Annotated in this window: 18 protein-coding genes and 1 tRNA gene; 3 read left to right on the forward strand and 16 right to left on the reverse strand. The window is 44.4% G+C overall.

The window, feature by feature from the left end:
• The 3 genes from BWI96_RS01375 to BWI96_RS01385 are packed head-to-tail and all read left to right on the forward strand — an operon-like array spanning position 1 to position 3,541.
• The gene (locus tag BWI96_RS01375) at positions 1-1,431 is read left to right on the forward strand and encodes an MBOAT family protein (protein ID WP_106634904.1); all 1,431 of its coding nucleotides are present in this window, start codon (positions 1-3) and stop codon (positions 1,429-1,431) included.
• Positions 1,377-2,501 (forward strand): hypothetical protein, encoded by a 1,125-nt coding sequence (locus BWI96_RS01380; protein ID WP_157830170.1) that lies wholly within the window; start codon positions 1,377-1,379, stop codon positions 2,499-2,501. Before BWI96_RS01375 ends, BWI96_RS01380 begins: the two co-directional genes overlap by 55 nt.
• Positions 2,501-3,541 carry a hypothetical protein gene (locus BWI96_RS01385; protein ID WP_106634906.1) on the forward strand — a complete coding sequence of 347 codons (1,041 nt, stop codon included), beginning with the start codon at positions 2,501-2,503 and terminating at the stop codon, positions 3,539-3,541. The genes BWI96_RS01380 and BWI96_RS01385 overlap by 1 nt, the downstream gene beginning before the upstream one ends.
• 57 nt (positions 3,542-3,598) lie before the next feature.
• Here the strand turns inward: BWI96_RS01385 and BWI96_RS01390 are convergent, their stop codons facing one another.
• The 16 genes from BWI96_RS01390 to BWI96_RS01460 all read right to left on the reverse strand — a co-directional run bounded on the left by BWI96_RS01390 (position 3,599) and on the right by BWI96_RS01460 (position 24,321).
• Positions 3,599-4,489 (reverse strand): SMP-30/gluconolactonase/LRE family protein, encoded by an 891-nt coding sequence (locus BWI96_RS01390; protein ID WP_106634907.1) that lies wholly within the window; start codon positions 4,487-4,489, stop codon positions 3,599-3,601.
• A 248-nt stretch (positions 4,490-4,737) separates the two neighbouring features.
• Positions 4,738-5,838: an anhydro-N-acetylmuramic acid kinase gene (locus BWI96_RS01395; protein ID WP_369804035.1), complete on the reverse strand. Its 1,101-nt coding sequence runs from the start codon at positions 5,836-5,838 to the stop codon at positions 4,738-4,740.
• Positions 5,802-5,942, reverse strand: a complete 141-nt coding sequence (locus tag BWI96_RS23090; RefSeq protein ID WP_369804036.1) for an anhydro-N-acetylmuramic acid kinase — start codon at positions 5,940-5,942, stop codon at positions 5,802-5,804. Before BWI96_RS23090 ends, BWI96_RS01395 begins: the two co-directional genes overlap by 37 nt.
• A 101-nt stretch (positions 5,943-6,043) precedes the next feature.
• Positions 6,044-6,589 (reverse strand): alkylphosphonate utilization protein, encoded by a 546-nt coding sequence (locus BWI96_RS01400; RefSeq protein WP_106634908.1) that lies wholly within the window; start codon positions 6,587-6,589, stop codon positions 6,044-6,046.
• 83 nt (positions 6,590-6,672) lie between these two features.
• Positions 6,673-6,760 (reverse strand) — tRNA-Ser (locus tag BWI96_RS01405).
• 49 nt (positions 6,761-6,809) lie between these two features.
• Positions 6,810-7,877 (reverse strand): asparaginase, encoded by a 1,068-nt coding sequence (locus tag BWI96_RS01410; protein WP_232793533.1) that lies wholly within the window; start codon positions 7,875-7,877, stop codon positions 6,810-6,812.
• Between the two features lie 29 nt (positions 7,878-7,906).
• Positions 7,907-8,674, reverse strand: a complete 768-nt coding sequence (locus BWI96_RS01415) for a TatD family hydrolase (RefSeq protein WP_106635048.1) — start codon at positions 8,672-8,674, stop codon at positions 7,907-7,909.
• A gap of 72 nt (positions 8,675-8,746) precedes the next feature.
• A complete protein-coding gene (locus BWI96_RS01420) occupies positions 8,747-9,478 on the reverse strand; it encodes a vancomycin high temperature exclusion protein (protein ID WP_369804037.1) in 732 nt (243 codons plus the stop codon).
• Positions 9,479-9,532: 54 nt separating this feature from the next.
• The gene (locus BWI96_RS01425; RefSeq protein WP_106634909.1) at positions 9,533-12,142 is read right to left on the reverse strand and encodes a DNA gyrase/topoisomerase IV subunit A; all 2,610 of its coding nucleotides are present in this window, start codon (positions 12,140-12,142) and stop codon (positions 9,533-9,535) included.
• Positions 12,143-12,387: 245 nt separating this feature from the next.
• Entirely contained in the window at positions 12,388-13,029 is a 642-nt protein-coding gene (locus BWI96_RS01430) for a CoA pyrophosphatase (protein WP_106634910.1), read from the reverse strand.
• A 173-nt stretch (positions 13,030-13,202) separates the two neighbouring features.
• Positions 13,203-14,771 (reverse strand): NAD(P)/FAD-dependent oxidoreductase, encoded by a 1,569-nt coding sequence (locus BWI96_RS01435; RefSeq protein WP_106634911.1) that lies wholly within the window; start codon positions 14,769-14,771, stop codon positions 13,203-13,205.
• Positions 14,772-14,923: 152 nt separating this feature from the next.
• A complete protein-coding gene (locus BWI96_RS01440) occupies positions 14,924-16,054 on the reverse strand; it encodes a hypothetical protein (RefSeq protein ID WP_106634912.1) in 1,131 nt (376 codons plus the stop codon).
• 210 nt (positions 16,055-16,264) lie between these two features.
• Complete coding sequence (locus BWI96_RS01445) at positions 16,265-17,743, reverse strand: FG-GAP-like repeat-containing protein (RefSeq protein WP_232793534.1); 1,479 nt, start codon at positions 17,741-17,743, stop codon at positions 16,265-16,267.
• A gap of 73 nt (positions 17,744-17,816) precedes the next feature.
• The gene (locus tag BWI96_RS01450; protein ID WP_106634914.1) at positions 17,817-18,746 is read right to left on the reverse strand and encodes a sugar phosphate isomerase/epimerase; all 930 of its coding nucleotides are present in this window, start codon (positions 18,744-18,746) and stop codon (positions 17,817-17,819) included.
• Between the two features lie 160 nt (positions 18,747-18,906).
• Entirely contained in the window at positions 18,907-20,700 is a 1,794-nt protein-coding gene (locus BWI96_RS01455; RefSeq protein WP_106634915.1) for a RagB/SusD family nutrient uptake outer membrane protein, read from the reverse strand.
• A gap of 18 nt (positions 20,701-20,718) precedes the next feature.
• Positions 20,719-24,321, reverse strand: a complete 3,603-nt coding sequence (locus BWI96_RS01460) for a TonB-dependent receptor (protein WP_106634916.1) — start codon at positions 24,319-24,321, stop codon at positions 20,719-20,721.
• Positions 24,322-24,522: the final 201 nt, after the last annotated feature.

Raw genomic sequence — 24,522 nt, forward strand, 5'->3', positions numbered from 1 at the left:
ATGATTTTTAATTCTCTTCAATTTCTTCTTTTCTTCGGAATTGTTACGTTAAGTTATTTCAGTCTGAAGTGGAATGGACGCTGGATTCTGCTTCTGCTGGCGAGTTGTTACTTTTACATGGTGTTTGTACCCGAGTACATCATCATTCTTTTTGCTACGATTATCATCGATTATCTCGCCGGAATCTGGATTGAAAATCAAAAAAATCCAGTCAAGCGAAAATGGTTACTTACCCTTAGTCTGGTTGCCAACGTCGGTATTCTGGCTTTCTTTAAGTATTTCAACTTCATTTCTGAGAATATTGAGCATGTCGTACACCTATTGGGTTCTGACACGCATGTTCCGCGACTAGGTACCGACATTCTTCCCGGTATCTTATTACCCATTGGCCTTTCTTTTCACACTTTCCAGGCCATGAGTTATACCATCGAGGTCTACCGGGGTAATCAGAAAGCTGAACGCCATTTTGGGATTTATGCCCTCTATGTAATGTTTTATCCGCAATTGGTAGCGGGGCCCATCGAACGTCCTCAAAACGTGCTCTGGCAGTACCACGAATACTTCCGCTACGATTGGGAAAACGTAAAAGAAGGCCTCATCCGCATGGCCTGGGGCTTATTCAAAAAAGTGGTAATTGCCGATCGGCTTGCCATGGTCGTAGACCCTGCTTTTGGTCATATCACCGACCATAACGGAACCAGTTTGTTAGTAGCTGCCTGTTTCTATTCCTTCCAGATTTACTGTGATTTTTCGGGTTACTCGGATGTAGCCATTGGAGCTTCCAAAGTAATGGGCTTTACGCTCATGGAAAACTTCAAGTCCCCCTACGAAGCGGCTTCCATTGCTGAGTTTTGGCGGCGTTGGCACATTTCGCTGTCCACCTGGTTCCGCGATTACATTTACATTCCTTTAGGCGGTAGCCGGGTTTCCCCCGTTCGTCAGTATATCAATCGCTTCATCGTGTTTCTGGTCAGTGGAATCTGGCACGGAGCAAGCTGGAATTTTGTAATCTGGGGCGTTCTGCACGGCTTTTATCAAACCATGGGCCAGCTTCGGGATCGTTTTATGGATCGCCAGGGCATTACCGTCCCTAGTGCATCATGGTATCGGGGGTTACAAATAGTTCTTACCTTTGGATTAATTACGCTAACCTGGGTTTTCTTCCGGGCTATTACCCTCCGCGATGCGTTGCTCTACTTCAAAGGAATCGCGTCTATATCCGTTCATGACAAACTCCAAACGCCGCTCAATGCAAACGAAATGATTTTCTGTTTGCTTCTGATTGGATTCTTGCTTTGGAAAGAAAACCGTTACTTCCAGATTCCTACCAGAAGTAACGTGAAGTTCTGGGCCATTTTCAGTGCCCTTGTCGTTAGTTGTTATTTATTTGGAGTCTTTACTGCCAACCAATTTATCTACTTCCAGTTTTAATGAATACGATAATCAAATTAGGCATTTTAGGGGCTTTGGTCATTTTTGCTATTTTCATTTATTCGCCTAAATGGCAACGTAAATTATCAGAAAAAGGATTTATTCCGAATCAATATCGATTCGGTGATTTATACAATACCAGTAATTTAACTCGAGTTAAAGAAGAAAACTTTTACGAAAATGATCAGGTTCCACTGAATGAAAAACCCACCAAAATCAAAAACACTACGGTTGCTATTCTAGGCGATAGTTTTACCGGAATGGGAATTGATACTTCTTTATTGGCGGGGGAAAAAAACTATCGTCGTTGGCTCAATGACGACTCCTATTTGACCGTAAAGCTAGATACCAGTCACTACAACGTACTTTTATTTGAAATTGTCCAGCGGAGTATCATCGAACGATTAAATCCAGAAACGGAGTATATCTACATAGATCGGGGAATTAAAACGACAGAACCAGAAATTAAAAATGTCAGCCCGGCAAACGATCACTCCTTTTCTTTTAATAGCTTAGGATTAGATTTTTTATCAGCGGAATCCGTTAATCAGCGAATTGAGTTCCTGGTTTTCAACCAGAATTGGGCTTTAAAATGGAAAGAATTCAAAGCTGAATTACACGCTACTTTATTTGATCGTGTGGTAGGGAAAGCGGTATTGACAGAAGATAAAAAGAATATGTATTATGACTTCGAAACAGATACTACCAATTTATTTTCAACCTATTACCCTGTTAGAGACACTCAAATTGATTCAGTAGTGCTTACGCTGAATAGTATTCGTAACCATTATTTAAAAATGGGCTTTGATGAAGTCGTATTAACAATTATCCCCAACAAAAGCCTAATCTTTGAACCTAACCGCCTGCCTTACAATCGAATTATTGAACGAATTCAGCAACACGAGGATCTTCAAATGCCTTACATTGATATGCACCGTTTGTTAAAAGGCAAACCAGAATTGTATCATAAGGGCGACGGGCACTGGAATAATAAAGGAAAATTAATCTGGTTGAATCAAGTTAATAACTGGATACGTGTCCATGCTCCTGCTCCGAAAAATCAAGTATAATGCGTCAATTAGCTCGATTAATACTCATCTTTATTTTAGTCGCAATATTCCTGATCGGATTATCTAAATCCTTTTATCATACGCTTGGATTAGCAGGTTATTTACCGGATGATTACAAATACGGCGACTTATATCGTTTTACTAATCTTGTTCAGTTCAAACAAGCTCATGTAACTTGTCCAAAGCTATATCCCACCGGTGCTCCCAAAGCATCGATTGCACTGTATGCCATTGGGGACAGTTTTATGGAACCTGGTTCGGTTGATAGTTCAGATTTCATTGCTCAGCGTTATTCTTATACTCACTGGAATGATCAGAAAACCGTACGGCTAGATACTTCCTTACACAATGTGTTATTGATTGAATCCGTCGAGCGGCATTTTCGCGAACATTTAGCTACTTTAATTACCAACCTTTCCATTGTACAATCTTCGGTACCCAACACCCATGCCTCGGTGCCTACCAATGATTTGGTTGCTTTCTTAGAAGGCACGCATGATTCCCGGCTTAAGGTGCCTGAAGAACGTTACGACAACGTATTATTTAACTGGCCTGTCTTTCTTCGGTTAAAAGAATTTAAAGCCTGGTTGAATCTCCACCTCTTCGATCGGACGCATGCCATGACTTCACTATCTCCTGATCGTAAGCATGTTTTTTTAAATTTAGATACGGATTCTACTTTAATTAACTCCAATTTTAATTCAGTCTCAGAAGAAGAAATTACGAAGCTGATTACTCATTTAAATGAGAGTTATGACAACTATCATTCGTTAGGATTTGATGAAATATACCTTAGTATTATTCCTAATAAAACGACAGTAACTGCTCCCGAAATGGGGCCTTATAATCACTTAATTGAACGCATTCAGTCGGATACGCGTCTTAAAGTGAAAATAATTGATGCGTATTCTCTGGTAAAACCTTTAGGTGCGGAAGGTTACCAAAAGGGAGATAGTCACTGGACTTGCCAAAGCCGTGATCTATGGTTAAGAGCCATTAATGAACAGTTGGCCAAGAGCAGGATTCCATCCATACCATAAGTCTGTTCAAAAAAAGACACGCCTAGACGTGTCTTTTTGGGTTAGTTAAAAACCTTATTAATTTCCTTTATTAATCATTTGTAAAGTATATACGAATTCGGAAGCTGTAATAAAGAGCATTTTTCGATCTTTCCCTCCAAAACAAACATTACCTACCCATCCGGCTGGTACAGGAATATGCTGAATTTTCTCGCCTTTAGCGTTATAAATGAAAACGCCTTTTCCGGTAATGTATAAATTCCCTTCCGCGTCCAGCGTCATTCCATCGGAACCCTGATTGACAAAAAGCTGACGATTACTTAGACTTCCGTCTTTATTAATCTGGTATTTATACGTTTTATTAGCCTGAATATCGGCCACAAATAAATAGTTGCCATCAGCTGACCCAATAATTCCATTCGGTTTTACTAATTGATCGTCAACTACCGTCGGCTGTTTTTTTCCTTTGGGCAAATAATATACTTTCTGCTCTTCAATTTCAGGTTTCTGACGTTGCCAGTAATTACGTTGATAATAAGGATCGGTGAAGTATATCCCCCCTTTTGCATCGATCCATAAATCGTTAGGGCCATTCAGTTTTTTACCCGCAACATCGCTCATCAATACTGTTACTTTTTTGTCGGGTGAAATGGACCATAACTCATTTTTCTCATCCGCACAGGAAATCAGGTTACCTTTCTTGTCAAAATAAAGTCCATTCGATCGGCCTGTTTTATCCATCCATAAGGTCAGCTTTCCATCGGTGTCATACTTCCAGATTTTATCGTTTGGCTGATCAGTAAAATAGATAGTACCGTTCTTATCAGCCGCGGGGCCTTCTGTAAAAATGAATTGACTGGAGATTTTTTGTAGGCTCGCCCCCGGAGCAATCAAGTTTTTTTCCTGAGCAAAAACTGAAGTGGATAAGGCAATTCCTAGCAGAAGGTTTAGAGAAGTTTTAAGTCGCATCGGTCTGAATGATTAATAATGCTGCAAATGAAAGAGATTATAGCCGTTTTAGTTAAGATTTCAGGTAACAAATCCAAAACAATAACGGTTCTGGTCCTTGCCGCCGAGTTACCTTACTCATAAGATTGCATTGGTGTTGGTAAACGCCTAAACATTGATTGTCTAATACTATATTTTTTGTTGTAATAGGTTGAATCGTAATCGATCAACTAACAACCACGGACCCTAACAACTATTAAGTACTTCAATTAATGCGGAAAGGATATTTTTCCCATTGACACACTAGGCACTCCCTGTCTATGCCCAAAATTAGTTTTACCACCCGCCAGGGCTTCATTAGCAAGCGTAGCAAACAGAACAGCTTCCTTGGCATCCCCCAAAATCCCTAATTCGTCGGTCTTTCTAAGGCTAAACTTGGGTAATAACTCTTGAATATGAGCCAGTAACAAAGGATTATGCACCCCACCCCCACTTGCATAAATTACCCATTGGGTAGAACTTTCATGCCAGTCCAGCGATTGCTTCACTGCTTTAGCGATGGTTTCAGCCGAAAAGCGAGTCAGAGTCGCTAGCACGTCTTCGGGAGACAGCTCTTCCGTCTGGCTTCGCTGTTGTGCTCTTTGCAAATAATCTAGGTTAAATAACTCAGGACCCGTCGTTTTCGGAAATGTTTTTTGAAAGAAAGGATCGTTTTTAAGTTCTGTTACTAATGCTTCATTAATCACGCCACGCTGGGCTATTTCAGCATTTTCGTCATAAGGCAAGTCAAAATACTTGCGGGTTACTGCATCAATTAACGTATTACCCGTGCCTGTATCCGTCGCAAAAACTTCATCTGCATTCAGGTTGGCGGGTAAGTAAGTGAAATTGGCGATGCCGCCCATGTTGAGAAGAATGCGATTTTCTCCGGGTTTTGAGAAAATCAGGTAATCGCCATACACGGCTAGTGGAGCTCCTTCACCACCCGCAGCACAGTGCTTCTGTCGAAAATCGGACAGGGTAATGATGCCCGTTGTTACAGCCATGTGATCGCCGTCACCAATTTGAAGGGTTGCATTGGGAAATTTCGCTAGGCCATGTAAGATTTTAGGGGCGTGAAAGACCGTCTGGCCGTGGCTGGCAATGCAATCAATGTCTGCGGAATTTACATTCCATTCCTTCAAACAATCCAGCACGATGCTTCCGTGAAGGTTACCAATCCAGGGATTTAATAAAGCAAGTTGCTGAAAATCAATCTCACGACGAGCAAATACTTTTCGAATTTCGTCTTTAATCGACTCGTCGAAAGGAACCGTTTTAAAGTTTAAAACCCTTACCTGCGTTTCTCCCCTTGCCCCTCGAACTCGCAAAGCACTACATCCAGCCCATCCATCGAAGTCCCTGACATCAACCCAATGATCCGGCGGGTTTGCTTATTAGCGATCTGGTATAATTTCTCAATATTTGAATTCATAGTTTATTGCTATTTATGCAGGCAAATAAAGAATCTACCAATTGACCTACATTATAAATAAACAAATGAAAAGGACTACTCAGGTGAGTAGTCCTTCTTTATTAGCCATTCTGTTTTTTCAGGTATTTTGTCAGAATAACAATCAATTGTCCATCGATTTTCCCTTCAATCTGCTCTGGATTATCTTCAACCAGTCGAATATTTTTTACTACGGTTCCAATACGGGCGTTAATCAAACTTCCTTTCACATCCAGCGTTTTGGTTAACACCACAGAATCGCCGTGATTCAATACATTTCCTAAGCTGTCTTTATGCTCCAGAGCCGCGATTGGTTCGTCCTCTTCTCCGAGAGCCTTTGCCCAATCCAGCAACTCTTCATCCAGGTAAAGCATATCCAGCAAATCCGCTGCCCAGGTCTCCGTCTTTAACCGATTCAGCATTCGCCACGCTATTGCTTGCACGGCGGGTTCTTCGCTCCACATGGCGTCCGACAGAAAATGCCAGTAATCGGGTTTCAATTCCGTTTTACGCTCAATCTGATCCAAACAAGTTTGGCAGAGTATTACTTTGTTCGGAAAAGAACGGACGGGTTGCACTTCATACACAGAAAGTTGCTCCGAAGAACCGCATAATGCACAAATTGACATGGGGATACCTTTTAAATGAATGGATTAATAAGACAACTGAAAACCAAAAAAAGCCTGATTATCGGCTGATAATCAGGCTTTAGCAGAGGGGAAGGGATTCGAACCCTCGATACCCTTTAGAGGTATACACACTTTCCAGGCGTGCTCCTTCAACCACTCGGACACCCCTCTGTGTTTTGGGTCCGCAAGATACAACTTTGAAATGCCCAAAAGCAAGCGTTTAGCTTAATTCTCCTCGTAAAGATTCAGATAATTCTTTTCTAATGCGTTCGATGTCGTCGCCGTATTGTCCTAATAAAAACATCAATTTCGTAACGGCGGCTTCCGACGTCAAGTCTGCCCCACTCACTAAGCCCATGTCATTCAGATACTTACTGGTCTGATAGCGTCCCTGCATTACTTTCCCCCCCATGCATTGCGAGACGTTTAACAGGATTACACCGCGTTCGGTTGCTTTTTGTAAAGCTTCCAGAAACCAGGGAGCTGTGGGAGCATTCCCGGCACCGTACGTTTCCAGCACCACTCCTTTCAGGTTTTCAATCGACAAAATACTGTGTAAAACAGACGCAGAGATTCCGGGAAAAATTTTCAGAATAACCACATTTGAATCCAGTTTCTGGTGCACCCGAAACGGTTGGTCTGACTGGTAAGACCGGATATAGGGCCGATTGTAATCAATGGTAACCCCGGCTTCGGCCAGCAAGGGATAATTCTCCGACTGGAACGCATTAAACTGGCTACTTTCCTGTTTACGTGCCCGATTTCCGCGTAGCAACAGCGAGTGAAAATAAATGGCAACTTCCGGTACCATCGGCTGGTTATATTCGTCACGAGCGGCGGCTATTTCGAGAGCGGTAATAAAATTCTCGACGGCATCCGTCCGGGCGGCTCCGATGGGCAACTGAGCTCCGGTCAGGATCACGGGTTTATTCAGATTCTCAAAAAGGAAGCTCAGAGCCGAAGCCGTATAGGCCATAGTATCGGTGCCGTGAACAATGACAAAACTATCGTACTGATCGTAACGCTCGGCAATAATCTGGCTCAGGTGTAACCAGTGCTCCGGCTGCATGTTGGACGAATCCAGTAATTCATCCAACACCAAGACAGAAATCGAAAAACGGAGGCGGGCTAATTCTGGAATGCGATCCAGAATTTGCTCGAAATTGAAGGGAACAAGCGTTTCCAGACGACGATCATAGACCATGCCAAACGTTCCGCCGGTATAGATGACCAGAACTGAAACCGGGGAATGGGCCGAAGCCGCCGTATCAACAGTAATAAGTTTCAATGAAGTATGCTTTAGGGTATTGGTTAATCTTACTGAAGCAACTGTAAGGCATTTTCAGTAGTGATTTTAGTAACAGTTTCCAGCGAAACCTCTTTTAAATCCGCAATTTTCTGAGCAATCAGCGGTAAGTAACTGGATTCATTTCGCTTTCCCCGGTATGGTACGGGAGCCAGATAGGGGGCATCCGTTTCTAACACCAGATGTTTTAATTCTACTTCGGGAATGACCTTATCAAGCCCTCCGTTTTTAAAGGTAACTACCCCACCAATGCCTAACAAAAAGTTAAGCTCAATCGCTTTTTTGGCCTCTTCAACTCCACCCGAAAAACAGTGAAAAATCCCTCTCAAATTTGGGTCGTTGTGTTTTTCGATTAGTTCTACCGTCTCCCAAAAGGCATTCCGGCAATGAATGGCAATGGGAAGTTTGCAGGCCTGAGCCCATTGCAACTGCGTTAAAAAAGCAGCTTTTTGTTGCTCAGCAAAGGTAACATCCCAGTAAAAATCAAGACCAATTTCTCCGATGGCTACAAATGCTGACGGGTCTTTATCAAGCCACTCTTTCATAATGGCCAGCTCTTGCTCTACATTCTCCTTCACATACGTGGGATGCAGACCTATCATAGGGCGGCATTTTCCGGGATAATTTTTAGCCAGCTCCATCATGCCCGGAATCGTTTCCGAATCGCAGTTGGGTAACCAGAATTGGTCTACGCCTTTGTCGATCGCCCGCTGAATCATGGCTTCGCGATCGGTATCGTATTGCTCATCGTACAGGTGAGCGTGAGTTTCTATAATCATAAGCCCTGAATAATCCTGCAAAACTAAGAAAACCCAGACGGATCGTCCGGGTTTTCTGAAAAGTAAGTTCCATTAGATGGAATCGTCCACAGCCCGCTTCCGGCGTTCGTTTTCGATGGGAATGTTTCGTCGCGTAAAGGTTGGGTTCAGGAAAAAAACATCCATCACCGCTTTCGGACGAGCCAGGTATTCCCGAACCAGGGTTTTAATCGAATATCCATTGGGTACATCCTGAGCCGCAAAAGCCACCGCCTCAACATCCAGTTGATTAGCCAGAAATAAAGCTCTGGCGTTATGAAAAGGTTGCGAAATGACGGTTACCTGCTTATGCTTGAAAACTTCCCGGCAGCGAACAATACTATCGTACGTCCGGCGGCCCGCAAAGTCATGCTGGATCACATTGGCCGGAACGCCTAAAGCCACGAGAGCATCTTCCATGTCTCGAGGTTCATTGTAGTATTCCGAATCATTATTGCCACTCAGAATCAGCACTTTCACTTTTCCTTCATGGTATAATAAGGCGGCTGCTTCCATACGGTATTTGAAAAATAAATTCTGACGACCGCTGGCACTGTATTTACTCGTTCCCAGCACCAACCCGACATCATTAGCCGGAAGTTGCTTCAGAAAATAATAATTCTGGTTACTCGTACTTAGCACTACCCAAACATTACAAAGCAGAATAATTATGAACACAGCAAACCCTACCTTGGCTATCCACTTGGTAATTTTTACCAAAAGGCTAGTCCGGTGACTCACCTGGCGTGTAGCACTAAAAAGTAGGGTTTTTTCGGTCATATCCATCCATTCTGTGATTACGACTCTAGCGGTTCGTTACCTAAATCTCGCAAGACTTCTTTATCCAAACAAATCGAGCTGGTTGAGCGAGGCAGGATCTTCCTGATTTTCAATCTCCTTTTCCTCCAAATTTTCTGCAACGCTCTTCACGGGCTTCGTCTCTTGCTCTACTGGCTTTTCCACGATTTTAGGAGCTAAGGCTTTCACTTCCACCACTTTATTAGAGGTCAGTTTATTACCCAGAGCTTTCCAGCCCCGCACTTCCACCAGTTCATCCACGGCCAGTTCTTCTTTTGTGATTGGACCTTTGTCGGTTTCTTTTGTACTCAATTCGATCCGAGGAAAATCAGCCACACTTGCGACCAGCAGTTTAGAGCCTTTCGCTTCACCAATGAAGTAGAATTTCTTATCGACAGTCGTTGTTTCGATGTGGAAACGTTTGACAAAGTAATTCTTTTGTCCTCCGTCGAAGTGAATCGCTGAAATAACGGTTTCTGGAGTAAATTTCGAAATACTCAAAATCTGATCCTGCTCGTAACGGTTGGTTAACTCGAAACTGGTTAACTCATAGTTACCATCTTTATAAATAACCAGAATTGAATCTTTTGCTTCGAAGTTACCCAGGTATTGTCCCCGGTTATCACGGTTCAGGCGACTGATCGTAGGATCATACCAGATGTCCACCCCTCCCAAGGTAGAAACACCCGTCCGCTTCAGCTCTACTTTCCGAATCGGATACTTGGTTACCTGATTACCCAAGGCTTCGCGGTTTTTGATGGATAATTTCGCGAAATCCCATTCAAATTGCTTTACCTTGGCCGTGGATGAAGCCGTTAGTTTTACTTCAACGGTTTCTGCTTCCCCGTTATCATTTACCGTAAACCACAATACTTTCGATTTTGGATTACCTGCCGTCAGGTCATATTCCCGGTCGCGGGTAACAGCCGTTACGCAGAAGCGTTTCGCATAACTCACCCCCGATTTTGAATCGCTGTACATCAGGTTATACACCCGGCGATCGTCTCCTTTTCGGAACACGCCGCAATACATAATGTCCTTCCCAACGAAGACTTTGTCCTGAATTTTGGTAACGAGACACTTGCCGTCCCGACGGAAGACGATAATGTCGTCAATATCCGAGCAGTCGCATACGTATTCGTCTTTCTTGAGGCCGAAACCGATAAACCCATCTTCGCGGTTTACGTATAACTTGGCATTCGTTGCCGCAACCACCGCCACCGAGACCGTGTTAAAGCTCTTGATTTCCGTTTTACGTTCGCGGCCTTTACCAAATTTCTTTAGTAAGTTTTTGAAGTAATCAATCGCGAAACGCGTCATATGAGCCAGGTGCTCCATGACTTCGGCCAGTTCTTTTTCCAGCCGTTTCATGGCCTCATCGGCCTTGAAAGCATCGTATTTAGAAATCCGTTTAATCCGAATTTCGAGCAGTCGCAGAATATCTTCTTCCGTTATTTCACGGTAGAAATCCTTCTTATAGGGGTCCAGTCCTTTGTCAACGGTCTGAACGACGGCTTCGAACGTTTCGCATTCTTCAATCTGACGGTAGATCCGGTTTTCGATGAAGATTTTTTCAAGCGAAGAAAACAGAATTTTTTCCTGTAATTCCAGCCGACGAATCTCCAGCTCCCGACGTAATAATTCCTTCGTTTGCTCGGTATTAATCCGCAGGATGTCGCTTACATTCGAGAAAATGGGTTTATCAGCCGTGATGACGCAGGCATTCGGCGAGATACTTACTTCGCATTCGGTAAAGGCGTACAGAGCATCAATAGTAATGTCTGGAGAAACGCCAGGGGCCAGATGAACGTGAATTTCTACATTCTTCGAAGTCAGGTCTTCAACCTTCCGAATCTTGATTTTTCCTTCGTCATTAGCCTTTATAATCGAATCCTTAACGGAAGTTGTCGTCGCTCCGTAAGGAATTTCGGTAATGACCAGTGTTTTCTTATCCAGCTCTTTGATTTTGGCCCGCACCCGAACTTTACCTCCCCGCTGACCGTCGTTGTAGTTCGTGGTATCGACCATTCCTCCGGTCGGAAAATCGGGTAATAAGGAAATGGGGTTACCCTTCAGAATATCAATCGAAGCTTCGCAGAGTTCAATGAAATTATGAGGGAGAATTTTAGTGGACAGACCCACCGCAATCCCTTCTACGCCCTGAGCCAGCAACAAAGGAAACTTAACGGGCAGAGTAACGGGTTCTCGTTTACGACCATCGTAACTCAATTGCCATTCGGTCGTGTCATCATTAAATACGACCTCTCTACCAAAGGCAGACAGACGAACTTCGATGTAACGGGCAGCGGCGGCACTGTCGCCGGTATTAATGTCGCCCCAGTTTCCCTGGCAGTCAAACAAAAGACCTTTCTGACCAACATTAACAATGGCATCATAGATGGAAGCATCGCCGTGGGGGTGATACTGCATAGCAGCCCCTACGACATTCGCAACCTTGTTAAAACGACCGTCATCTAACTCATTTAAGGCGTGCAGAATTCGGCGTTGCACGGGTTTTAGTCCGTCTTCAATAGCGGGCACGGCCCGCTCCAGAATCACATAAGAGGCATATTCCAGAAACCACTGCTGATACATACCGTCAACGGCAATCTGATCGTGCAGGGATTCTTCCTGTTCGAATGGTTCGGACATGGGTAAAAAGGGGTTCAAACGAAAAGGGAAGACCAGTTTCGTTAGTAAAACACGGGTACTAAAGCTTGAAAATGAGTGATTATTTCCTGTTTCAACAAAGATTTCATCTTCACTTCCTTCATCAATTCATACGTATGGATCGACTAACTTAATTAACTGAGTAAAGATAATGAATTTTATTGATCAATACCAGCCAATAAATGCATTCAATCTGGATTTTTGCGTAAAAAAACCAACCACCATTATTACTTGGCTTCGTTTAATACGACTAACAGTTCGGCAATCATCATGGCCGTTGCTCCCCATACTTTCTGATCCTGTAAGAGGTAATAAGGAGCATCAAATATCAGGCCTTTAGACTCCCGTTTTTCAGTGCCTAACACTCCTTCGTTCATCATTTCTTCCAGCTCAATTTCCAGAATCATATCGACTTCCACTGGATCAGGATAGAAATCAGGACGGTAGGAAAGCGTTCCAATGACGGGTAATACCCAAAAATTACTGGGTGGAATATATAATTTTGTCAGTGAACCCAGGATCTTCACGTCGCTGGCTTTGATTCCTATTTCTTCCTGGGCTTCCCGTAAGGCGGTATGAATCAGACTTTTATCTGTCCGCTCCATCCGACCACCCGGAAAAGCCATTTGCCCACCGTGCACGCCTTCATACTTCGGACGCAAAATCAGTGGCAGGTATAAATTACCCAAATATTCGTAAAACAGAATCAGAACCGCACTTTGACGCGTGCGTTCATTAGGCTGCATTTTAATACGAGCTTTGCCCCCGGCTGCCATTTTCTGATGAGCCAGCTCTCCCGGCAACGGCTCTTGTAGACGTTGACTTAGTGAAGCAGAGAATTCAGAAAAGGTTGCGGTTGCTAAATTCATATTGGTAGAAATTACGGGGTATTGCCTGCAAGTTAAGGCTTCCTGAGCGGAAATAGGTTATCCATTCGGGAAGTCTTTCCCGTAAGATTAACTTAAGTCACTGAAAATGTATTCATTCTCAAGTAGCATTTTTTATCGGAAATAGCGATTTTCAAGCCCATTTATGCGTTTATCTAACGATAATTCGCCGCTAAAGCCTCCGCACAGCGTTCACCATCTACGGCAGCCGAAACAATTCCTCCGGCATAACCGGCCCCTTCGCCGCATGGATATAACCGCTTAATTTCTACGTGCTCGTAGGTCTCTTTGTCCCGAGGGATTCTGACGGGAGAAGACGTACGGCTTTCGATACCGATCAACTGGCCTTCGTTCGACGTATACCCTTTCATGCGTTTACCAAATTCCTGTAAGCCCAGTTTTAAAGGCTCGGCAATAGTTTCAGGTAAGATGTTCGATAAATCCAGTGAAACTAATCCGGGCTGATAAGAGGTCTCATTGAGTTCAGATGAAACTTTTCCCTGAATAAAATCCTGCACACGCTGCGTCGGAGCTTTTTGGGTTTGAGCCGCCGCCTGACAGGCTTTCTGCTCGATTTCCTGCTGGTAATGTAAGCCTGCTAAAGCACCGTATTTAGAATATTTCTTCCAGTCGGGTTCATTCACCGCCACAACCATGCCAGAATTGGCAAAGTACGAGTCGCGACGGGAAGGCGACATGCCATTTACGACTAACTCGCCCGGAGCCGTAGCCGCTGGTACGATAAAGCCACCGGGACACATGCAGAAAGAAAACACGCCGCGATCCACTCCTTTGTACTTCGTCTGAGCCACCAGACTGTACGCCGCTGCAGGCAATAACCCACGCTCGGGCCGATGGTACTGGAGCTGGTCGATTAAAGCCTGTGGATGTTCAATACGAACACCCATGGCAAAAGCTTTAGCTTCCATGAAAACGTTACGCTTCTGGCATAAATCAAAAATATCCCGAGCCGAGTGACCCGTCGCCAAAATCACGCCAAGTCCGGTATGTTCCTGCCCATCTGCCGTAACTACCCCTCGCATGTGCCCCTGTTCGATGATAAAGTCGGTTACCTTGGCATCGAATTTCACTTCTCCACCCGAAGCCAGAATCTGTTCCCGCAGGGCCGCAACTACGTAAGGCAATTTGTTCGTCCCGATGTGCGGATGGGCGTCGATAAGAATATCCTCCACCGCTCCATGATTCACCAGAATTTCCAGAATCCGCCGAATGTCACCCCGCTTTTTAGACCGGGTGTATAATTTACCGTCGGAGTAAGTCCCCGCTCCACCTTCACCAAAACAATAGTTTGAGTCAGGATTAACGATGTGTTCTTTATTAATAGCGGCCAGATCACGACGACGAGCCCGCACGTCTTTTCCGCGTTCCAGCACGATGGGTTTAATACCCAATTCAATCAGTCGAAGAGCCGCAAATAAACCGGCTGGCCCCGCTCCAACGATCACTGCTGCAGGAGCGGCACTCACATTTCCGTATTGAAACTGATACTGACGCTGGGGTTGGGGAATTTCATTGATAAAGACCTCCGCTTCGATATTAACCTTTACCTGCCGCCCCCGGGCATCAACCGATTGACGGGTTTTGCGGACCTGCCAGTCGGCGGAATCTAGTGGTAAAGCTAATTCTTCGGAAATGTGCTGACGAAAGCGGTCAGCATCCAGAGCGATCTCGGGCTCGAGAACGTACGTTACTGTTTTTTTCATGGGTTTGTAAGGTAGTTAACCTTAAAAGTTTTCAGTTTACTGTTTGCAGTTTTCAATTATATTAACTGCCCCTCTACTCTGTGCAAATCTGAGCAATACTTAGTGAAACTCTGTGGTTGATAGAGTCCAGTATTTCAATTAAAACCACACTCTTATATTAATTTCTCAATTTGCTGATAGGCCTGGGTTACCATTTCGTTTAATCTTCTGGCAACTAATCGGGCGGATCGTTTTTTGTCTTCGATTTCTGCCAGCGTCAATGAATTTAACAGGGTCTTTACCTGCTCATCCAGCGATTCGTCTGTATTAATTAACCAGGCGGCATCCCGAAGAAGTTCCCAGGTATCGGCTTCTTTACTACCGCAAAAAATAATGGGAGATCCCGAACAGATCGCACTTACGGCTTTGGACGGTACGGCAATGTGTGTCCACTTCGGCAACAGGCTTACTAACTGAACATCAAGCCATTGCAACTGTGCCCGGGGAATATTTTTTAGTACCAGAATGCCCGGCTTTCCTTCTGCCAGTCTGATCAGATTTTCAGCCTTAGTTCCGTACAAAGCCAAAATCAGTCGCTGATGATCGGGATTTATGTGATGGATGATACGTTCCAGAAATTCAGCCGAATGAGCCTCTCCCACGTTGCCTGCATAACCCAGATAGATTTTGGAGTCATCCATTCGCCATTCAGGGCGAGTTTCGTCCTGGGGCTGATCGACCAGTACGCCGCAGGGTAATAAAATGGTAGGGATGGAATGCTGGTATTTCCAGCGTAATAGCTCCGCCTGATTGGGCCCCAAAGCAACCAATGCCTTCGGAGCATTCTGATACGTTTTCTTAATAATCCAGCGATAAATCGAATTCGTTTCTTTAATTTTTCCATCCGCCGCGAAGCCTTCAGGAAACAAATCCATGCTCCAGAGTATCCAGTTTTTCCGTTTCAAAAACAGAGAAGCCCAGAAGGGTAGTAAGGGCGGGCTGGTCATGACTAACAAAGGACCTTTACGAATTCTAAGAGCCTTTCGAATTAACAAAAAACCGTCTAATGGACCAGCAATGAAGCGTAGTAGTGGATTTTTCCCTTCGTAAATAGTCGATACTGCATGCGTCTGACCTACGGGTTGCCGAATGGCTCCGCCGCCATCGTAGGTGCGGTCAATGTGAACAATATGTACATCAACGCCATGATTTTCAATGAGTACCTGAGCAAGATCCCACGCTGACTCGCCGGTAATACCGGGATTGGGAGGATAGTGGCGATTGACAATGGTAAGTGACTTCATGCAGGGAAAAGTCGCGGTGGCATTTTGCCATGACGCAGATTTCCCGCAAAAATAATAGCTAATTGGCCATATAAGTAGTTGTTAGTTGTTAGTTATTAGTTATCAAATTGATATTCAACGTTTTATAGCCAATAAACCTATCGTTAAATAATCACAAAACTCAACATTCCGAAAGCTTGAAGCTTTCGGAATGTTGGCAAAATTCGGCTCTTACTTCGTCCGGTTTTTCAGTACAATTAAGGGCAGGTTCAAATTCCAGTTTGGTTTATAATCCTCCTGATTATTAAAGCCTCGGGAATAATTACCCAGCACAATATCGAGATCGCCGTCGCCGTCCCAGTCTTTAGCATCCATGCAAATCCAGCGGCCATTTGTGTGAACGGGCACGGCATGAGGGACCCATTGTTTACGGGCATCCTGCTCGAAATAGATGAAACTTTCGTCCGGGTTATTTTTAAAATCGGCGAAGAAAGCAATCGTTGCTAAGTCGATATCTCCATCCTGATCAAAGTCAGCGGCCATTACTTTTGTGCAACCATTGACGGGATAAAACCAGTTTTGCTTAAAAGTAAAATTACCCTGATTGATAAACGTATAAACGCCGTGATAAGGCTTCAGAATTTTGGAATAGTCGCTGTTGTCTCCACTAGTGTAGATTAAATCCAACTGCCCATCTTTGTTTAAATCGACTAATTGAAAACTGGTTGACCCCGCCAATGGCAGAAATCGCTGAATGCGTTTTTCTTCAAATCCACCCTTTTTATTATTCGTGAACAGCCAGAGTCCTTCGTCCCCATGAGCAAACAAAGCCATGCAATCGGGCCAGCCGTCTTTGTTAAAATCATCAACCACCACCTGAGTAGCTCCGGCCTCCGCCCGAATGGGACGGGTCTGATAACTGCCATCGGCCTGTTGCGTTGATAGGTATAGTCCACCTTTATCATGTCCAAAACCGCAAATGACCCAGTCCATCCGTCCATCTTTATCAAAATCCCCCGCAACGGATTGAATGGGGCGTGGTAACTGGCTTGCAATGAGAGTCGTTTTTTTGGTGGCTAGATCTACTTTCACCACCTCTCCGATGGGCTGATCTACGGCCAGCAAGGTTCCGATGGTGGTAACGGCTGCTTCAGTTGGGCTGATAAATTCCGCATTCACTACGGGCGATTGTAGACTGATTACTTCCGAACGATTCAGGTTTTTATCCCAGGCATACATCGCAGTCTGACCATTATGACCAGAATAGATTTTATCGCCTTGGAATTGCACCATCGTGGTTAACGCATGTTCCGAAAATTCTTTAGGTTTTTGTAATTCAAAAATCGACCAGTCTTTCTTAAGAGGTTCACGGCTGGCTGCTTTCAGGCTATCAGGAGCCATCTTTTCAAAATAAGCCACGAGTTTTGTCCATTCCTGAAAAGACAAAGCTGACTTCTCCTGACTGTTGGCTACGATGTAATATTCGCCGCTTGCCGTCGTAGGGATGCCCAATTTAGGAGCCATTGCGGGTAAGACATGCTTGAGCCAGGTTTCCTTATCCAGCAGTTCAGGCTTGACGGATAAATGGCAACTCGAACAATAAGTTTCGACCAGTTCGGCTCCATCTTTTTCCTTCTTCGACTCAGGCGATTGTCCACAGCCCATTAACAGACTTAGGCCTATGACCCAAAAACGATTCGTTCTATTCATAACTCGTATGTATACCATCGAAAAATCCCGTCTAGTGGGGAAGTTAGACGGGATTTTCTACATTCAATTCTTCTTAAGCCAGAATCTTCGACAAATGGTCAAAACTGATTTTTACGTTATCCATCGAAGGAGCTAAATCCTGTTCAACAAAAAAGTACTTTAACCCGGCAATCTTTGCAGCACTAAACGCTTTTTTGAAGTCAACTACGCCATTACCTACTTCCGTAATGGTCTTCAAATCGGATTTTATGTCCTTAATGTGCCAGATTGGAAAGCGTCCGGGATGTTCTTTAAAAATCGCTACCGGGTCTTTGCCTGCTTTGGTGGCCCAGGCTAAATCCAGCTCCATTTTCACTAAATCAGGACTCGTTTGCGAAAGGATTACTTCATAAGGCGTCTTCCCTCCTTCCACGGGATCGAATTCTGTGGCGTGGTTATGGTACGCAAACTGAACTCCCGCTTTTTTACTTGCTTCGGCTGCTTTCTGGAAAACCTCAATCGAACTCTTGATTTCCTCCATCGTAGCCACAGGCGTACTGGCACACACCAGGTAATTTAATCCTGCCTCAGCCGCTTCGTCGGCCAGTTGCTGATAGTTCTCTTTTAGGTTTAACGAAGGTGGAAACGTCATTGGCTTGCCATCCTTACCCAGCGGCATTTTCATACCGGGGCGGGGTTTAAATGGGGCTCCAAGGGCATGGTGCGAACGCCATTTCATGCCTAAATCCTCTACGATTGCTTTGAATTCCTTGGGCTTAAAGCCGTAATACCCTCCCCGACTGCTAAACGCAGATTCAATTTCCTTATATCCAATAGCTGCGATTTGTTTCAGCGTTCCTTTCGGGTCCTGATTCATGGGTTCAAACACCGTAAACAACTGAATTCCGATGGGCTTTGCTACGAATGCACTACCTAACCCCTCGGCTCTGCTCAGCAATGGGTAAAGCGAGCTACCAGCCAGCATCAGACCAGCACTCTTCAAAAAACCTCGACGTGTGTTCATGAGATTGAGTTTAGGGTTTTGTGTTCAGCGTTTTGAGTTCAAATGTTCGGGTTTAGAGTTTTATTTAACACTCAACTCAAAACGCTAAACCCAAAACCTTCTCTAAAAGAAGATAGGCAGCAAGGTGCTGCCTATCTGTCCGATTACATTAACCTTATGATTAATAACCTTGGTTCTGCGTGAGAGTCGGAGTGCCATTTACTGTTGACAAGTCGATCTGACGCTGAGGAATAGGGAAATAGTTGTTTTTAGGAGCCGTGAAACGTCCACCCGTTAAGTCCGTAGTAATTTTACTTTCGTATGCGATGTAGGCGTTCAGCGTCTGTTCCGCAATACCCCAACGGGATAAGTCAAAGAAACGGTGACCTTCCATCGCTAATTCGATTTTACGCTCGAAATAGATCGCACGGAGGGCCTTGTCTTTTCCGTATCCTGCGAAGGCACCGGCGGGATACTGAGCTACTTTGTAGTTAGCGGCAGGCGTAGAAGAGAAGCCCGACAGAGGAGCCTTATCGTTTACGTAGCTATACACTAAGGTTTCTGGCTTAGCCGCACGAGCCCGTACCATATTAACGTAATCTTGAGCTTTTGACAGGTTCCCTAACTGAGCTTCCGCTTCGGCAGCCATCAGTAGTACGTCAGCGTAACGGATGATCAGCACGTTGATAGCGGTTCCAGGAGCCCAGGAACTTTGGTCGGCATATTTGTCCTGAGTAGCCTGCCAGTATACATTTTTCTTGGGAGAATAAGGCCCCGCATAAGGCTGACTCCGAATCCAGTCTTGACCGGGATGTTTACCCCAATCCAAATAAGGAATACCACGACGACCTACGGTCCAGTCTAGGCGTGGATCTAACTGCTGCTTATCAGGCGTGAAGGTGGAATCTTTCGAACTCACACCCATATCATTTTTTACAGGATTACTGTTATAATCATCCACGTAAGGCAAACCTGAAGCATCCGTACGGAAAGAGTTTACCAGATCCTGACTAGGCTGATAAAACCCGCAGCAACGGAAGGGACTATTATAAGGGAAGTTCAACATCTGACCAATATTGGAATTATCAATTGAGTTTGTTCCATCCTTAGCCACCATTTGAACTGCAAATACTGATTCCAGGTTGTTTTTTGTTGCCGCATCAAAGTTATCTTCATACCGATTCGACAACCCATACTTCAAACCATTGGAAGTAACACCACTCGCAATTACCTGATCAAACATGGCTTTTGCTTCCTGATATTTCTTCTGGTACAAATACGTTTTAGCCAGGTATGCTCCCGCTGCCCACTTATTAGCACGGGCTACATTCGACTGAGTGGTTGGGAGATTATCGAAGGCAAATTTGAAATCTGCTTCGATATTAGGCCAGATACTCGTTGTATTAGCTTTGTTGAAATCTGCGGGATTAGGGTTAACATAATCTGTGGTAGTTTCATCAACCCAAGGCACATTATTAAACATCTTTTTCAAATCGAAGTAATAATGTGCCCGCAAGAAACGAGCTTCAGCTTCTATTGTTTTTGCTTCTGCCGCTGTTAAATCCTGTGCTTTTTTAATGTAAAAAAGAGTAATGTTTGTGCGATTAACCCCTTCAAAACTAGCTTTCCATTTGCTATTGAAGAAACCATTACTGGCGTTTTGCGTGTATTGCATGATGTCATTCATGCTTCCCTGATCCGCTCCATCACTGCCTTTGTGGGCATCGCCACCCGCCACGCTACCGTAAATCCAGTTGCCCGGAGCCGCATCCCAGGCGTTGGCAGCACCTGCACCATTACCATCCAGAACCCCGTAGGCCCCAATTAGGAGTGCATTAACTCCAGCTTTATTTGTCAACTGCGTATCGTTCAATGCCCCTAATACGGGTTGATCAAGAAATGAATCTTTGCAGGAGAACGTACTTAGGCAAGTGGCTAAAACAGCCGTCACCTGGATATATTTGAATGCTTTCATCGAGTTCTTCACGTTTGTTTAGAATGACAAATTCAGACCTAAAATGAATTGGCGTTGGTTGGGATAAACTCCTTCGTCAATACCAAAGGACGTTGTCGTAGCAAATGACTGGTTGTTACTACCGCCTGAACTGTTATTAGTGTTAACCGTCGTTCCAATTTCAGGATCTAAGCCCGAATACTTGGTAATTGTAAAAAGGTTGGCTGACTGTAAATACACCCGTAATTTCTGAACACCCAGTTTTTTCAGCGATGCGGCTGGTAACGTGTAGCCAATCTGAGCATTTTTCGCCCGGAGGTAGGCTCCTTTTTCTACGTAGTAAGAGTTGGGAACCTGGTTGGTACTAAAGGAACCAGTATTTTCCTGAATGGGAGCTTTTGCGTTCATGTGGTCAGGAGTCCAAGAGTCGTAATAGGCCGTACGGCTTTTCGCACCGCCAAAGCTTGGATAGAAGTCCGTCCACCATCTCACGTTATTCCAGATGTCATTACCCTGAACCCCGTAAAGGAACATTCCAAAATCCCAGTTTTTGTAGTTTAAAGCGATATTCAGACCGTAGCTAAATTTAGGGTTAGGATTACCAATGAACGTACGGTCTGCATCCGTGATCTGACCATCACCATTCACATCAGCATACCGGAAACGACCCACTTTGATTGCGTCCTGATAGACTGCGGATGCGTTTCCGGTAGCTTCCTGAGCTTTTGCGTTAGCCGCATCAATCTCACTTTGAGAATCCCAGAAGCCTTCTACTTTATAGCCGTAAAACTGTCCAATCGAGTGACCTACGGCATTACGGACGATGTTACTACCGTTAAAACGACGTCCCTCCTGATCGAAATAGTTACTACCATTCGACACTTTCAGAATCTTGTTGTCATAAGTGGTCAGTGTTCCTGTCAGATTCAGCGTCAGGTCACCCGTAATCTTCTTGTTCCAGGTAACAGCTAGGTCAACTCCAGAGTTTTTCATGTTGGCAATGTTCACGAAAGGAGCACTACCCTGACCAACGGCACCAGCTAATTCTGGGTTATACAACAAATCACGAACGTCTTTACGGTAGTAATCAACCGTTACGTCCAACGCACCATTAAACAACGTGGCATCAATACCGATGTTAGAGTTAATATTCCGCTCCCATTTCGCATCAATGTTACCAATTCTGGTACGCTGAATACCAAAAACGTTAGTATTACCACTTCCGGTCATGTCATAATACGATTGCCCACGGACCCCTCCATACGTCGTATACGCATTAGCAGGATCTACGTTCAACTGGTTACCCATGACCCCGTAGCCCCCACGAATTTTAAGATCCGTAATCCAGCTAATGTCTTTCATGAATTCTTCCTGAGAAATTCTCCAGCCCGCACTCACAGCCGGGAATACCCCATATTGCGTTTTCAGGAATCGAGAAGAACCATCCCGACGAACGGTTGCACTTAATAAGTAACGGCCTAACAAGTTATAGTCTACACGACCAATCCAAGAGTATAAGGCATCAGCATAACGTGAACTATAATTCGTAGGTGTTCCTGAACCCGAAGTCAGGTTGGTAAAGTCGGGATCGAACGAGAAATAACCCGTCGTGGTTCCACCCACGTTACGGCCCCGGTTAGCATACGCTTCCGTACCTACTAATACCTTCAGATCATGCGTGTTATTGAAGTTATGAGACCAGGTCAGGGTATTAGTCCAGGTCCAGTTAAATCCAGCGAACGTGTTCTCAGTATATGAGTTAACGGTTACGTTCTCGGAATTCTCGTATTCAGGATAAGCAAAGGAGTTAAATGCTCCTGAGAAAACCTCACCTCCAAAACTGCTTCGTGCTACGAGATCTTTAAAAATGTCTGCTTCAATGTACATATTACCAAAGAGACGCGTTTGCAGACCTTTATTATTACGAGCACGTTCCTGAATCGCTACCGGATTTTTCGCGTTACCTAACTGGTAGCCATATGATCCTGCGTAATTACCACGAATATCATACACTGGAATAATGGGTTGCATCCGGAAAGCCATCCCAATTGCACTACCTTCTGTTGAGGAGTTAACCCGACGGTTGTCCGTAACGGCAAAGGCCAGATTTTCCCCTACCCGAACCTTATCACTAATATTGAATGTACTATTAGAACGTAAAGTGTAACGTTTCAGATAAGTATTTAACAGGGTGCCCTGTTGATTGAAATAGTTCAGCGAGAACAGATAGTTACCCTGAGCCCCACCACCACTTACCGCTACGTTATGGCTTTGGATCGAAGCTGGTTTAAAAATTTCATGGAACCAGTCAGTACCTCCTTTATTTGCTTTTACAATTCGATTGAATGAATTAAAATCGTCAGAATTAGTGTAATTAGGATTTACATAATATGTTGATTCGTCTACAGTATTCGCCCCGGTGGGAACGATATAGTTTGGAAGTACAGGGTCCTGACCATTACCATACATATCATCCTTTACTGCATTAGAAGAAGAATTACGTAAAGCTCTGAATTTCAGATTAGCCATATCCTGAGGAGACAGAATATCCCAAACGTTACCGCTCTTCACTCGCTGCGTTCCGTAATAGGCGTCGTACGTAATTTTTACTTTGCCACTACCCTTTTTCGTGGTCAGGATGACCACGCCGTTGGCAGCACGAGAACCGTAAATGGAAGCCGAACCCGCATCCTTCAACACCTGCATCGACGCAACGTCGTTAGGGTTAATATCGTTGATGTTCTGAGTGGGAACGCCATCTACTACATACAAAGGAGCGTTATTGCCAAAACTGTTAATACCCCGAATCCGAATCTGAGGGGCTTCACCCGGCTGACCAGAACCTAATACCGTCACCCCGGAAGCACGTCCCTGAAGCTGACTGGTTACCTGCGGCGATGGTTGTTCCGTTAACTGAGAAACGTTGATAACCGATACCGCACCCGTTAAATCTGATTTCTTCTGCGTACCATAACCAACAACAACTACTTCACCCAACTCCTGCGAGTTACTGGCTAGGATAACCGTTAGATTCGTCTGATTACTGATTTCAACTTCTTTGGGTGTGTACCCAATCGAGGAGACGACAAGTGTACCGGTCAAATCTGGAACGTTCAACGAAAACTTACCTTCGGCATCTGTACTGGTACCCGCCGTAGAGTTTTTCAGGCGAACCGTTGCTCCGGGAATTCCGGCTCCGGCTTCGTCTGTTACTTTACCCGTAATCACCACTTCTGGAATGACCCGTGAAGCACTCGTTCCAGAAGAGTTATGTACGGGAATATTGGTGATGCTGCGGCTTAAAATAATGTTACCACCCGATACTTCATAATTCAGGTTATAGGGCTGTAATAATTGCGACAGCACCCGATTTAATGACTCGTTCGTTACTGAAATGGTTACCTTACGGCTAGCCTGAATTAATTGTGAACTATATACAAATTTTACATTGGCAAGACGCTCTACGGTTTTTAAGGCATCCTTCATGGATTGACCCTGAATGTTCAATGTTACTTTTTTATTCAGAACATCCTGAGCAATACTATGATGAGCATAACTCGCACCCACTAAAGATGTGGCAAGTGCCAGTTGTGCGGCACCAATCTTCATGAATGCTAACATTAGCCGTTTATTTTTTTTCATACCTTTGAGGTGTTTTGTTGAAATGCGATTCGGCAAAAAGAATCCACGGGCAACCCTTCGGAAGTTGCTGTTCACCTGGCAGTGAGAAGTGGAGAAAATTAGGGTCGGCGGTGCTGGTAACACTGCCGATTTTTTTACTGAAAGCGGTCAAATTTTATTTCATAGGCAAGAGATGCAGGTTTTTTATAGAGTTTGAAAAGT

It is taken from the genome of Siphonobacter sp. SORGH_AS_0500 (genome assembly GCF_002838835.1).
GTDB lineage: Bacteria > Bacteroidota > Bacteroidia > Cytophagales > Spirosomataceae > Siphonobacter.